Genomic DNA, 12,690 nt, shown 5'->3' with positions numbered 1-12,690 from the left:
CCGCGTCGAAACGCGGGCTTAGCCTGATAAACGTAGGCGGATTGTAAAAGATAACGCGCCAACGTGGTAGTGCCGGCCGCTGGCCGGCATTGGCCGCCATTCAACCTCGCGGGGGCTGCCGGCAGCGGCCGGCACTGCCCCACCCCACCCCATTCACCCACCTGAGTGGAATCTGACCGGTCCGGGTGTTTTTGCTGCACTGCAAAATGCCATACGCTACCGTCTGGTTCTAGTATCAAACAATCGTTTGATTAAGGTCTGCCCGCCCGATGGCCAAGCCCGCCCACTTCTCGACCAAGGACCGGATCCTCGGCGCCGCCGAGGAGCTGTTCGCCCAGCACGGCTTTGCCGGTACCTCGCTGCGCCAGGTCACCAGCCAGGCCGACGTCAACATCGCTGCGGTGAACTACCACTTCGGCTCCAAGGAAAATCTGGTCAACGAAGTCTTCCGCCGCCGCATGGATGAGATGACCGGTGCCCGCCTGGCCCAGCTCGAGCGCGCCCGCAATGAACACCCCGGGCAACTGCGTCCGGTGCTGGCCGCCTTCGTCGAGCCGGCCCTGGCGCTGGCCCAGGACCGGCAGAACGGCGGCGCCTTTGTGCGCGTGATCGCCCGTGCCTACGCTGAGAAGAACGACAACCTGCGCAAGTTCCTGTCCGACCACTACGGCCACGTGCTGCGCGCGTTCGGCAAGGCCATCGCCGAATGCGTGCCGGACCTGAGCAAGGAAGAGCTCTATTGGCGCCTGGATTTCCTGGCCGGCTCGCTGACCTATGCCATGGCCGATTTCGGGCTGATCAAGCGACCCGCCGGTGTCACTGAAACGGCGCATCGTGCCCATGCCGCGCATGAACTGATTCATTTCGCCGAGGCCGGATTCCGCGCCGCCGCCCGCAGCGGCAGCACCCTGCCCGCCTCCATTGATTCCACCCAGTAACTGCTGACCAACAAAGGCCCTACACCATGTCCAATTCCCTGCTAGTCCGCCGCGCCGCCGTGCTGGGTGCCGGCGTCATGGGTGCCCAGATCGCCGCCCACCTCACCAATGCCGGCGTCGACACCGTGCTGTTCGACCTGCCCGCAAAGGAAGGTCCGGCCGATGGCATCGTGCTGAAGTCGATCGCCAACCTTGGCAAGCTGAGCCCGGCACCACTGGCCAGCAAGTCGCTGGCCGAAGCCATCACCCCGGCCAACTACGAGACCGGCCTGGAACAGCTGAAGGACTGCGACCTGATCATCGAGGCCATCGCCGAGCGCATGGACTGGAAGCAGGACCTGTACAAGAAGATCGCCCCGTTCGTGGCCGACCACGCCGTGCTGGCCTCCAACACCTCCGGCCTGGGCATCAACAAGCTGGCCGACGTGCTGCCCGAACAGCTGCGCCACCGTTTCTGCGGCGTGCACTTCTTCAACCCGCCGCGCTACATGCACCTGGCCGAGCTGATTCCGGCCACCACCACCGATGCCAGCGTACTGGAAGGCCTGGAAGCGTTCCTGGTCACCACCTTGGGCAAGGGCGTGGTGTACGCCAAGGACACCCCGAACTTCATCGGTAACCGCATCGGCGTGTTCTCGATCCTGTCCACCATCCACCACACCCAGCAGTTCGGCCTGGGCTTTGATGAAGTGGACGGCCTGACCGGCCCGCTGGTCGGCCGCCCGAAGTCGGCCACCTACCGCACCTCCGACGTGGTCGGCCTGGACACCATGGCCCACGTCATCAAGACCATGGGCGATACCCTTCCGAACGACCCGTGGCATGAATTCTTCAAGTCGCCGAAGTGGCTGGATGCGCTGATTTCCAAGGGCGCCCTGGGCCAGAAGACCGGCGCCGGCATCTTCCGCAAGGTCGGCAAGGACATCGTGGTGCTGGACCTGGAAAAGCAGGATTACCGCGCCGCCGACCGCGCCGCCGCACCGGAAGTGGTCGAGATCCTGAAGATCAAGAACCCGGCCGAGAAGTTCGCCAAGCTGCGCGAGAGCCAGCACCCGCAGGCACAGTTCCTGTGGGCGACGTTCCGCGATCTGTTCCACTACAGCGCCTACCACCTGGCCGATATCGCCGAGACCGCGCGCGACGTCGACTTGGCCATCCGCTGGGGCTACGGCTGGTCGCTGGGCCCGTTCGAAACGTGGCAGGCCGCCGGCTGGAAGCAGGTCGCGCAGTGGATCGCCGATGACATCGTCGCCGGCAAGAGCATGAGCAACGCCCCGCTGCCGGATTGGGTGTTCGATGGCCGCGACGGCGTGCACGCAGCCGAGGGCAGCTACAGCCCGTCGCGCAACGCCAAGCTGCCGCGTTCGTCGCTGCCGGTGTATCAGCGCCAGCGCTTCCCGGATCCGCTGCTGGGCGAGAAGTTCGCGCCGGGCGAAACCGTGTTCGAGAACGAAGGCGTGCGCATGTGGCACGACGGCGACGGCATCGCGGTGGTCAGCTTCAAGACCAAGATGAACACCGTGTCCGATCACGTGCTGGACGGGCTGCAGGAGTGCGTCACGCGCGCCGAGAAGGACTTCCAGGGCCTGGTGATCTGGCAGCAGAAGGAGCCTTTCTCCGCCGGTGCCGACCTGGCCGGCGCGCTCGGCCTGCTGCAGGCCGGCAAGGTCGACCAGTTCGAGGAAATGGTGTACAACTTCCAGCGCACCAGCCAGCGCATCAAGTACTCGCTGGTGCCGGTCGTAGCGGCCGTGCGCGGCCTGGCCCTGGGTGGCGGTTGCGAGTTCCAGATGCACAGCGCCAAGACCGTGGCCTTCCTGGAAAGCTACATCGGTCTGGTCGAGGCCGGCGTCGGCCTGCTGCCGGCCGGTGGTGGCCTGAAGGAACTGGCTGTGCGTGCTTCGCAGGCCGCTGGCCCGGGCGGTGACGTGTTCGCCGAACTGAAGAAGACCTTCGAGACCGTGGCAATGGCCAAGGTGTCCAACTCGGCGGTCAACGCCCAGGAACTGGGCCTGCTGCGCAGCACCGACAAGGTGGTGTTCAACAGCTACGAGGCGCTGTACATCGCCAAGGCCGAAGCACGCGCCCTGGCCGAAGCCGGCTACCGTCCGCCGCTGCCGGCACGCCGCATCCAGGTGGCCGGTGACGTCGGCATCGCGACCTTCAAGATGATGCTGGTCAACATGCTGGAAGGCCGCTTCATCAGCCCGTACGACTACGAAATCGCCGAGCGCATCGCCACCGTGCTGTGCGGCGGCAAGGTCGACCGCGGCACCCTGGTCGACGAAGAGTGGCTGCTGACCCTGGAGCGCAAGCACTTCGTCGAACTGGCCCAGCAGGAAAAGACCCAGGCCCGCATCGCGCACATGCTGAAGACCGGCAAGCCGCTGCGGAACTGACGGAAGACATCGGTAGTGCCGGCCGCTGGCCGGCAACCTCTTCCAACCCCTATTCAAGAGATCACTGCAATGACCAAGCAAATCCAGGACGCCTACATCGTCGCCGCCACCCGCACCCCGGTTGGCAAGGCGCCCAAGGGCATGTTCCGCAACACCCGCCCCGATGACATGCTCGCCCACGTGCTGCGCAGTGTCGTCGCGCAGGCGCCGGGCGTGGACGTCAACCGCATCGATGACGCGATCATCGGCTGTGCGATGCCGGAAGCCGAGCAGGGCATGAACGTGGCCCGCATCGGCGTGCTGCTGGCCGGCCTGCCGGACACCATCGCCGCGCAGACCGTCAATCGCTTCTGCTCCTCCGGCCTGCAGGCCGTGGCCATGGCCGCCGACCAGATCCGCCTGGGCAATTCGGACCTGATGCTGGCCGGTGGCACCGAATCGATGTCGATGGTGCCGATGATGGGCAACAAGATCGCGATGGCCCCGAGCGTGTTCGACAACGACCACGTCGCCATCGCCTACGGCATGGGCATCACCGCTGAGAAGGTCGCTGAAGAGTGGAAGGTCTCGCGCGAAGATCAGGACGCGTTCGCCCTGGCCTCGCACCAGAAGGCCATGGCCGCCATCCAGAATGGTGACTTCAAGGACGAGATCAGCCCGTACGAGATCGTCTCGCACCAGCCCGATCTGGCCGACGGCAAGCGCATCATCACCCGCAACAAGGTCGCCGACACCGACGAAGGCCCGCGTCCGGATTCCTCCGCTGAAGGCCTGGCCAAGCTGCGCCCGGTGTTCCGCAACGGCCAGTTCGGCGGCACCGTCACCGCCGGCAACTCCTCGCAGATGAGCGATGGCGCCGGCGCGGTGCTGCTGGCCTCGGAACAGGCGATCAAGGATTACGGCCTGACCCCGCTGGCCCGCTTCGTCAGCTTCTCTGTTGCCGGCGTGCGCCCGGAAGTGATGGGCATCGGCCCGATCGCCGCGATTCCGAAGGCGCTGAAGCAGGCCGGCCTGACCCAGGATCAGCTGGACTGGATCGAGCTCAACGAAGCTTTCGCCGCGCAGTCGCTGGCGGTGATCCGCGATTGCGGCCTGGACCCGTCCAAGGTCAACCCGCTGGGCGGCGCAATCGCCCTGGGTCACCCGCTGGGCGCGACCGGCGCAATCCGTGCCGCGACCCTGCTGCACGGCCTGCGTCGTCGCCAGCAGAAATACGGCATGGTGACGATGTGCATCGGTACCGGCATGGGCGCGGCGGGCATTTTCGAGGCGCTGTAAGGTTCAAGGCGTTGCCGGCGGACGTGTCGGTGTATTGAAGGGGCCCGGGTGGGTGAGGCTGCCCGGGACACGCCGCAAGTACATCCCTGCAGGCTTGGCAGCGGCATCCATGCCGCTGACAGTCCCGGTCAGCCTCACCCACCCGGACCACCCAGCATTCCGCGCGACGGAGGGGTGAGCAAAGGCAGTAGATCCACGCCATGCGTGGATGCTTTCGACCTTGGGGTCAGAGCCCTTTGCTGCGCAAAGGGATCCGACCCCGACCCACGAAGAAAGGCAGCCAATGGCTGCCTTTTGCTTTTGCTTCTGCCTTTGATTCCGCCCTACCCGTCCGCGCCCGCAGGAAACCAGGCTGGCGGGACGGGTGGGCCTTTGCAGGACCGTTGGCGCCATGGATGGCGCCATCGAGCCCCCATGGACGGGTTTACGGCGTGTCCTGCAAAGGCCCACCCATCCCGCCCATCACGTATCAATCAAGGCGCCGCGAACGGAGCGCTCGAAAAACCTTATTCCGCCAACATCGCCGCCAGCTTCTCGCGCGCCGGGCCGGCCAGCTTCGGATTGTCCAGCGCGAAGCGGATCGTCGCCTCGACCAGCCCCAGATGGGTGCCGCAGTCGAAACGGGTGCCCTCGAAACGATAGGCATCGACTTCGTCGGTCTTCAACAGTTCGGCGATCGCATCGGTCAGCTGGATCTCGCCACCGGCACCGGTCCGGGTCTGTTCAAGCAGCTCGAAGATCTTCGGGCTCAGCACGTAGCGGCCCACCACTGCCAGATCACTCGGCGCGTCTTCCGGCTTCGGCTTCTCCACAATCTGCGAGATACGCCCCTTGCGACCATCGAACGCCTCGGTGGCGACGATGCCGTAACTGGCCGTCTTGTCGTGTGGCACGTCTTCCACGGCGATGACGCTGGCGCCGCTGGCTTCGTTGAGGTCGGCCATCTGCTTCAGCGCACCCGCGCCGCGGTTCCAGATCAGATCATCCGGCAACAGCACTGCAAACGGCTCGTCACCGATGACCGCCTTGGCGCACAGCACCGCGTGGCCCAAGCCCAGAGCCTCGGCCTGGGTAACGAAGATCGCGCGCACGCCTTCCGGTAGCACATGACGGATCAACTCCAGCTGCTCGTGCTTGCCCGCGCGCTCGAGCTTCTGCTCAAGCTCGTAGGCCTTGTCGAAATAGTCGGCGACAGCGTGCTTGTAGCGATTGGTGATGAACACCAGGGTGTCACAGCCCGCTTCGATCGCCTCATCCACGGCGTACTGGATCAGCGGCCGATCAATGATCGGCAGCATTTCCTTCGGCACCGTCTTGGTTGCCGGAAGAAAACGCGTGCCAAGACCTGCTACCGGAAATACCGCCTTGCGAATGCGCTTGCTCATTGGTGCCTGCTGGCCTCACGTGCCGGAAAGGGCACAACCTTAGCGGATGAAATGTAAGCATCCTGTTCGATTGGCGAGAATTCCGGCATGGTCGCGAACAGGATTTCCTGGATCGTATCGATGTCGTACCTGGCAATCGCCTCGCGCAGCTTGGGCACGTTGCCCAGCACGATGTCACGCGAGAACGCACGTACGCCGGCTTCCAGGATCTTCGGGTGCGCGGTCGGCCGGTAGTCCTCGTCGGAATAGAACAGCGTCTCGTGCAGCTTCTCGCCGGGACGCATGCCGGTGTAGATGATCGGGATGTCCTTGTAGGGCTGCTTGCCCGCCAGGCGGATCATCTGTTCGGCCAGCACCCGGATCGGCACGGGCTCGCCCATGTCCAAGGTGTAGATCGCCCCGTGCGACGCCGACGCGGCGGCCTGCAGGATCAGCTGGCATGCCTCGGGAATGGTCATGAAATAGCGGCTGACCTCCGGGTCGGTCACGGTGACCGGTCCGCCCTTGAGGATCTGCTCGCGGAACAACGGCACCACGCTGCCGGCCGACGCCAGCACGTTGCCGAAGCGCACGGTCACGAAACGGGTGTGCGTGGACTTCTGGTCCAGGCTCTGGCAGATCATCTCCGCATAGCGCTTGCTGGCGCCCAGCGCATTGACCGGGTCCACCGCCTTGTCGGTCGAAATGAACACAAAGTGCTCGACGCGCGCTTCCAGACAGGCGCGGGCCACGTTCTCGGTGGCCAGGATGTTGTTGCGCACGGCTTCGCGCAGCTGACGCTCCAGCACCGGCACATGCTTGTAGGCAGCCGCATGGAAAGCGGTGTCCACCGGGTGCAGCGACAACGCATGGCGGATCACCGCAGGATCACCACAGTCACCGAGCACGGCTTCGATCTCGACATCGGGGAAGCTGCGGCGCAGCTCGCCCTCGATGGTCAACAACAGCAGTTCGCTGATCTCCAGCAGCACGATACGACCCGCACCGTGGCGCGCACACTGGCGACACAGCTCGGATCCGATCGAGCCACCGGCGCCGGTCACCATCACCGTGCGCCCGCCCAACCAGCCGCGGATGAGGTTCCAGTCCGGCATGATCGGCTTGCGCCCGAGCAGATCTTCGATCGCCACTTCCTTCAACTGGCCCGGCAGCGACTGTCCCTGCAGGATGTCGCTGAGCTTGGGCACGGTGCGGAACGGAATGCCAGTGCTCTCGCAGATGGCCACCACGCGCTGCATGCCGACGGCATCCAGCGAGGGCATGGCAATCACCAGCAGCTTGGCCGCGGTCTCGCGGGCCACCGCCGGTGCGTCGTCCAGCGTGCCCAGGATCGGCAGGCTCTGCAGCTTGGCGCCACGCAGGTGCGGTGCATCATCAAGCAGGCCGACCGGCTCGAAGTTGCCGGATCGACGCAGGTCGCGCACCAGGGTTTCAGCAGCCTGGCCGGCGCCGAGAATCAGCACGCGGCGTGCGGTCGAATCGGACTGCAGCGACTGGTAGTCCTTCCACGCCCGGTACAACAGGCGCGGCGCGCCCAGCAGTGCCGACAGCGCGAACGGGTAGATCACCAGCACCGACATCGGCACGCCGTTGAAGCGCTTCCAGGCCAGCACCAGAACGATGGCGATCAGGCCGATGAAGCTGGCCTTGAAGATGTTCAGCAGGTCGCTGACGCTGGCGAAGCGCCACAGCCCGCGATACAGGCCGATACGCCAGAACACCAGACCCTGCAGCGCCAGCACCAGCGTGGTGTCCACGTTCCACAGCGGCAAGGCCGGAGCGTCGGCGAGGATCGAGTAACGACCCGCATGCAACAGCTGCCAACAGGCCCATACCATGAACAAGTCGTGGCAGACGATGGCCGTACGCGGCATCAGGCCGAGGATTCTGTCCCGCCAGGGTGAAGACATAGATCGAGTAATTCCTTATCGGTGGCGCAATCCATTGCGCAGGAGGAGCCACAGCAGGGTCAGCGCGGCAAACCACGCGACCGCTACGGCAGCCTCCCACCTCGGCTGCAAATTGGTGCAGATATTGAACACTGTAATACTGAACAGGCCCAAAACAAAGTACATCCCTGTCACCTGGGCATGGCTGGCTCCTGCCTGGACCGCGCGCTGGTAGACGTGCTGGGTGTGGGGTTCCATCCAGCGTTGCCCGGAAAGCATGCGCGCCAACAGCGTGAAGCCCGCGTCCACAAGGAAGGCAGACAACGGCAGCAGCAGCAGTATCCAGTTGATGTCGGTGTGCACTGCAGCGACAGCCAGCACCACCGCCACGGCGTAGCCCAGCGCGCCACTACCGACATCACCCATGAAGATCCGCGCCTGCGGGAAATTGAATGGCAGAAAACCCAGGCAGGCCAGGCCGAGGACGATGGCCACCAGCGAATAGGGCCAGGGCAACACGGTGGCAAAGCCCAGCGCAACGATGACCGCCTGACTGCTGGCAATCCCGTTGATGCCATCCATGAAGTTCCAGATGTTGATCAACGACGCGGTGAAGAAGAGCACCAGCAGGCTCAACAGCCAGCTGCCCCCGTGCATCTTGACCAGCCCCGCCAGCAACGCGGCGGCGAGGAAATGCACCAGCAACCGGCGCATGGCCGGCAGCGGCCGATGGTCATCCCACCAGCCAATGCCGGCAACCAGCATCAGGCCAAGGCTGGCGACTGCCAGGCTGGGTGCAGCGTCCGGCCACACACACGCGGCCACGGCTGCAGCAACCAGCAGACTGATTACGATGGCGATACCGCCACCACGCGGGGTAGCGACACTGTGGCTGCGGCGCTCGCCGGGCTGATCCAGCAACTGCCTGCGCAGCGCATACACGCGCGCCGCCCAGGTCAACGCCGCGCTGAGCAGGGCCAGGCCCAGCAGCGCGGCCATCACGAGCCACGGCATGGCTCAGAGCACCGCGTAATTCAACAGCGGCTTGACCGTGCCCCACTCCTTGCAGCTCGGGCATTGCCAGTGGTGGGTGCGCGCGCCGAATCCGCAGCGGGTGCAGCGGTAGGCCGGATTGCGCACCAGCAACTGGTCGGTGATGTGCTTGAGGTCGTGCAGGGTCGCAGTGGAATCTGCGCCCTCGGCCAGGGTGAGGTCGATCAGTGCCGACTCACCACGCACCGACGGGCGATCCTTGAGCTGGCGACCAAGGTATGCGCGGGCGGGCGCGACACCCTCCTGCTCTTCCATCAGACGGGTCAGGGCCAGCACCGGGGCGATACCTCGGTAGTGCTCGGTCATCTCGGACAGGAAGGCGCGCGCGCCGCCTAGGTCGCCGACCTTGCGGTAGTTCTCCATCAGTGCCGGCAGCACTTCCGGCAGGTACTCCGGATCGTTGCGGGCAGCACGCTCGAAGGCGCGCACGGCAGCCTCGGCGTTGCCTGCATCGGTTTCCAGGCGACCCTCGATGATGCCGGCACGGACCGACATGGCATCGGCCTGGTAGGCACGGGCGATAGCCGCCCTCGCCTCTTCCAGCTTGCCCGCGCCACGGAAGCGCTCGGCAAGCTCGCATTCGAACTGCCCGATCAGCTTGCCCATCGGCTCGCCGGTGACATCTTCGAAGCGTGTAGCGTTGTCGATGGCCTTTTCCCAGTCGCGCTCGGCCTGGTAGATGCCGATCAGGTGCTTGAGCGCCTGCGGTGCGCGCTGGTCCAGCTGCGCCAGTTCGGTGAACACGGTCTCGGCACGGTCCAGCAGGCCGGACTTCATATAGTCCTCGCCCAGTGCCAGCAGGGCCTGCACGCGCTGCGCGTCGCTCAGGTCCTGGCGGTTGACCAGCCCCTGGTGCAGACGGATCGCGCGGTCCACTTCACCACGGCGACGGAACAGGTGACCCAACGCGACCTGGGTCTCGAAGGTTTCCTTGTCCAGCTCGGCGATGTGCAGGAACAGTTCGATGGCCTTGTCCGGCTGCTCGTTGAGCAGGTAGTTCAGGCCACGGAAATAGGTGCTGGACAGGTGGCTGACCTGGTTGTCACCGTGGCGTTGACCGCCGCGGCGTCCGATCACCCAGCCGGCCAGGGCCGCCAACGGAAGACAGAGGAAGAACCAGAACCACTCGGAAACGAATTCCATCTTCGATCAACGTCCATCAAAAGATTGGGAGGGGGCCACCGGCGCCGACGGTGCAGCCGCCGACTTGTTGGCACGGCGCAGCTGGCTGTAAAGCGGAATGACCACGCTTACCAGCACCAGGCCAGCGCCGACCACGACACCGATCAGCAGGGCGGCAATCAGCGCCACGCCGACGGACGTGTTCAATTGGGTAAACAGCAGGTTGATCGACATGGCCGTCATGTTGACTGCACCGATGATCAGACCAAGGATGAGAACCGCCAGCAGGACCAGCAGACGAAAAACTTTCATGCGACAGCTCCATTGGCAGGAGGCCGTAGCTTATCCGACTCGTGGTGGGATTCGCACGAAGTCGCGCGACGGACGGCTCAGGCCGGATCTGCGTCCAGCGGCAGCACACTGCTGACACGCTCGCGCAATTCCTTGCCCGGCTTGAAATGAGGGACATGCTTGCCCGGCAGGGCGACCGATTCGCCGGTCTTCGGGTTGCGACCCAGGCGCGGCGGACGGTAGTGCAGCGAAAAGCTGCCAAAGCCGCGGATCTCGATGCGATCGCCGGCCGACAGTGAGCCCCCCATCATTTCCAGCAATGACTTGACCGCCAGATCGACATCATCGGCCTTCAGGTGCGCCTGACGGCGCGCGAGGATTTCGATCAGTTCGGATTTGGTCATTACCGGCTCACATCAGGGGCATCTCAGCCTGAAACGGCCCGGGCAGTGCCCGGGCCGTCCAGGAAACAACGAACAGCGTAAGGCCGATTACTCGGACTTGTTACCGTTCAGCTGTGCACGCAGCAGCGCGCCCAGCTGGGTGGTGCCGCTGGAAGCCGAAGAGGACTGGTATTCCTCCAGCACTTCGCGCATTTCAGCGTCGTCCTTGGCCTTGATCGACAGCTGCAGGGTACGACCCTTGCGATCCATGCCCACGAACTTGGCTTCAACCTTGTCGCCGACCTTCAGGTGCTGGGTCGCGTCGTCAACACGCTCGTTGGCGATGTCGCGAGCTGCAACATAGCCTTCGATGCCGTCGGACAGCTCGATGATCGCGCCCTTGGCGTCGACTTCCTTCACCACGCCTTCGACCTTGGAGCCCTTCGGATTGGTCGCCATGTACTGGCCGAACGGATCCTGCTCCAGCTGCTTGACGCCCAGCGAAATGCGCTCGCGCTCCGGATCGACGGCCAGGACCACTGCGTCCAGGTTGTCGCCCTTCTTGAAGTTGCGAACGATGTCTTCGCCAGTGGTCGCCCAGCTGATGTCGGACAGGTGAACCAGGCCGTCGATACCGCCGTCCAGGCCGATGAAGATGCCGAAGTCGGTGATCGACTTGATCTGGCCCGACACCTTGTCACCCTTCTTATGGGTGGCAGCGAAGGTTTCCCACGGGTTGGCGGCAACCTGCTTCATGCCCAGCGAGATGCGGCGACGCTCCTCGTCGACGTCCAGGACCATGACTTCAACTTCGTCACCGACCTGCACAACCTTGGACGGGTTGACGTTCTTGTTGGTCCAATCCATCTCGGAAACGTGCACCAGACCTTCGACGCCCGGCTCGATTTCGACGAACGCGCCGTAATCGGTGACGTTGGAGACCTTGCCGAACACGCGGCTGTTGGCCGGGTAACGACGGGCGATGTTATCCCACGGATCTTCGCCCAGCTGCTTCAGGCCCAGCGAAACGCGGTTGCGCTCGCGGTCGAACTTCAGCACGCGCACGTCCAGCTCGTCGCCGACGTTCACGACTTCGGACGGATGGCGCACGCGCTTCCATGCCATGTCGGTGATGTGCAGCAGGCCGTCGATACCGCCCAGGTCCACGAATGCGCCGTAATCGGTCAGGTTCTTGACGACACCCTTCAGGATCGCGCCTTCCTGCAGCTTGTCCATCAGCTGCTCGCGCTCTTCCGAGTGCTCGCTTTCGACGACAGCGCGGCGCGAGACCACGACGTTGTTGCGCTTGCGGTCAAGCTTGATGAGCTTGAATTCCAGCTCCTTGCCTTCCAGGTAGGCCGGATCGCGCACGGGGCGCACATCGACCAGGGAACCCGGCAGGAAGGCGCGGACATCCTTGATGTCCACGGTGAAACCACCCTTGACCTTGCCGCTGATGCGGCCGGTGATGGTTTCGTTCTTTTCCAACGCTTCTTCCAGCTCGTCCCACACCATCGCGCGCTTGGCCTTCTCGCGCGACAGGACGGTTTCACCGAAGCCGTTCTCGATCGAGTCGAGGGCGACCTTGACGATGTCGCCTTCGGCAACATCGATTTCGCCAGCGTCGTTACGGAACTGTTCGATCGGCACGATGCCTTCCGACTTCAGCCCGGCGTTGATCACCACGACGTCGCCGCGGACTTCAACAACGGTACCGCTGACGATGGCGCCCGGCTTCAGCTTGGCCAGGTTGGCCTGGCTGGCTTCAAACAGTTCGGCAAATGATTCGGTCATTAGATTTACTCTGTTGGACACATGGGTCGGCTGGCTTCCCTTCAGGGAATGGCTGCCGCCCGCCTGTTGGTCGACCCCGGAAATGCAGGTCGTGTGTGGAAGTAGGAAAACCGCCACGCATCATTGCGCGACGGAGCTTTTACAGCACTGCAAATGCG

General features: G+C 64.3%; 10 protein-coding genes. 3 read left to right on the top strand and 7 right to left on the bottom strand.

Features of this window, described 5'->3' with window-relative positions; genetic code table 11:
* Window positions 1–269: 269 nt before the first annotated feature.
* The 3 genes from ACQ5SA_RS14335 to ACQ5SA_RS14325 all read left to right on the top strand — a co-directional run bounded on the left by ACQ5SA_RS14335 (window position 270) and on the right by ACQ5SA_RS14325 (window position 4,615).
* Entirely contained in the window at window positions 270–938 is a 669-nt protein-coding gene (locus tag ACQ5SA_RS14335) for a TetR/AcrR family transcriptional regulator (RefSeq protein WP_191078907.1), read from the top strand.
* A 26-nt stretch (window positions 939–964) separates the two neighbouring features.
* Entirely contained in the window at window positions 965–3,337 is a 2,373-nt protein-coding gene (locus ACQ5SA_RS14330) for a 3-hydroxyacyl-CoA dehydrogenase/enoyl-CoA hydratase family protein (RefSeq protein WP_499314589.1), read from the top strand.
* A gap of 69 nt (window positions 3,338–3,406) precedes the next feature.
* Complete coding sequence (locus ACQ5SA_RS14325) at window positions 3,407–4,615, top strand: acetyl-CoA C-acyltransferase (protein WP_499314587.1); 1,209 nt, start codon at window positions 3,407–3,409, stop codon at window positions 4,613–4,615.
* A 506-nt stretch (window positions 4,616–5,121) separates the two neighbouring features.
* Here the strand turns inward: ACQ5SA_RS14325 and galU are convergent.
* From galU to rpsA, 7 genes are all read right to left on the bottom strand, one after another.
* Window positions 5,122–6,000 (bottom strand): UTP--glucose-1-phosphate uridylyltransferase GalU, encoded by an 879-nt coding sequence (gene galU / locus ACQ5SA_RS14320; RefSeq protein WP_025875017.1) that lies wholly within the window; start codon window positions 5,998–6,000, stop codon window positions 5,122–5,124.
* Window positions 5,997–7,910: a polysaccharide biosynthesis protein gene (locus ACQ5SA_RS14315; protein WP_165787289.1), complete on the bottom strand. Its 1,914-nt coding sequence runs from the start codon at window positions 7,908–7,910 to the stop codon at window positions 5,997–5,999. Before ACQ5SA_RS14315 ends, galU begins: the two co-directional genes overlap by 4 nt.
* A gap of 15 nt (window positions 7,911–7,925) precedes the next feature.
* Window positions 7,926–8,903 carry an MraY family glycosyltransferase gene (locus tag ACQ5SA_RS14310; protein WP_499314585.1) on the bottom strand — a complete coding sequence of 326 codons (978 nt, stop codon included), beginning with the start codon at window positions 8,901–8,903 and terminating at the stop codon, window positions 7,926–7,928.
* A gap of 3 nt (window positions 8,904–8,906) precedes the next feature.
* Window positions 8,907–10,085, bottom strand: coding sequence for a lipopolysaccharide assembly protein LapB (lapB, locus tag ACQ5SA_RS14305; protein ID WP_032977571.1), 1,179 nt, complete (start codon window positions 10,083–10,085; stop codon window positions 8,907–8,909).
* 6 nt (window positions 10,086–10,091) lie between these two features.
* On the bottom strand, window positions 10,092–10,376 hold the full coding sequence (locus tag ACQ5SA_RS14300; RefSeq protein WP_025875021.1) for a lipopolysaccharide assembly protein LapA domain-containing protein: 285 nt from the start codon (window positions 10,374–10,376) through the stop codon (window positions 10,092–10,094).
* Between the two features lie 77 nt (window positions 10,377–10,453).
* Window positions 10,454–10,759 (bottom strand): integration host factor subunit beta, encoded by a 306-nt coding sequence (locus tag ACQ5SA_RS14295; RefSeq protein ID WP_005409286.1) that lies wholly within the window; start codon window positions 10,757–10,759, stop codon window positions 10,454–10,456.
* A gap of 87 nt (window positions 10,760–10,846) precedes the next feature.
* The gene (gene rpsA, locus ACQ5SA_RS14290; RefSeq protein WP_025875032.1) at window positions 10,847–12,532 is read right to left on the bottom strand and encodes a 30S ribosomal protein S1; all 1,686 of its coding nucleotides are present in this window, start codon (window positions 12,530–12,532) and stop codon (window positions 10,847–10,849) included.
* Between the last annotated feature and the right edge of the window lie 158 nt (window positions 12,533–12,690).

This window comes from Stenotrophomonas indicatrix (assembly GCF_050573115.1).
Classification (GTDB): Bacteria; Pseudomonadota; Gammaproteobacteria; order Xanthomonadales; family Xanthomonadaceae; genus Stenotrophomonas; species Stenotrophomonas lactitubi_A.
This window is presented reverse-complemented; position numbering and strand designations above follow the sequence as displayed.

What these genes read in the sequence shown, in the direction of transcription:
- ACQ5SA_RS14335 (WP_191078907.1), top strand. Translation starts at nt 270, where the DNA reads ATGGCCAAGCCCGCCCACTTCTCGACCAAGGACCGGATCCTCGGCGCC.
- ACQ5SA_RS14330 (WP_499314589.1), top strand. Translation starts at nt 965, where the DNA reads ATGTCCAATTCCCTGCTAGTCCGCCGCGCCGCCGTGCTGGGTGCCGGC.
- ACQ5SA_RS14325 (WP_499314587.1), top strand. Translation starts at nt 3,407, where the DNA reads ATGACCAAGCAAATCCAGGACGCCTACATCGTCGCCGCCACCCGCACC.
- galU (WP_025875017.1), bottom strand. Translation starts at nt 6,000, where the DNA reads ATGAGCAAGCGCATTCGCAAGGCGGTATTTCCGGTAGCAGGTCTTGGC.
- ACQ5SA_RS14315 (WP_165787289.1), bottom strand. Translation starts at nt 7,910, where the DNA reads ATGTCTTCACCCTGGCGGGACAGAATCCTCGGCCTGATGCCGCGTACG.
- ACQ5SA_RS14310 (WP_499314585.1), bottom strand. Translation starts at nt 8,903, where the DNA reads ATGCCGTGGCTCGTGATGGCCGCGCTGCTGGGCCTGGCCCTGCTCAGC.
- lapB (WP_032977571.1), bottom strand. Translation starts at nt 10,085, where the DNA reads ATGGAATTCGTTTCCGAGTGGTTCTGGTTCTTCCTCTGTCTTCCGTTG.
- ACQ5SA_RS14300 (WP_025875021.1), bottom strand. Translation starts at nt 10,376, where the DNA reads ATGAAAGTTTTTCGTCTGCTGGTCCTGCTGGCGGTTCTCATCCTTGGT.
- ACQ5SA_RS14295 (WP_005409286.1), bottom strand. Translation starts at nt 10,759, where the DNA reads ATGACCAAATCCGAACTGATCGAAATCCTCGCGCGCCGTCAGGCGCAC.
- rpsA (WP_025875032.1), bottom strand. Translation starts at nt 12,532, where the DNA reads ATGACCGAATCATTTGCCGAACTGTTTGAAGCCAGCCAGGCCAACCTG.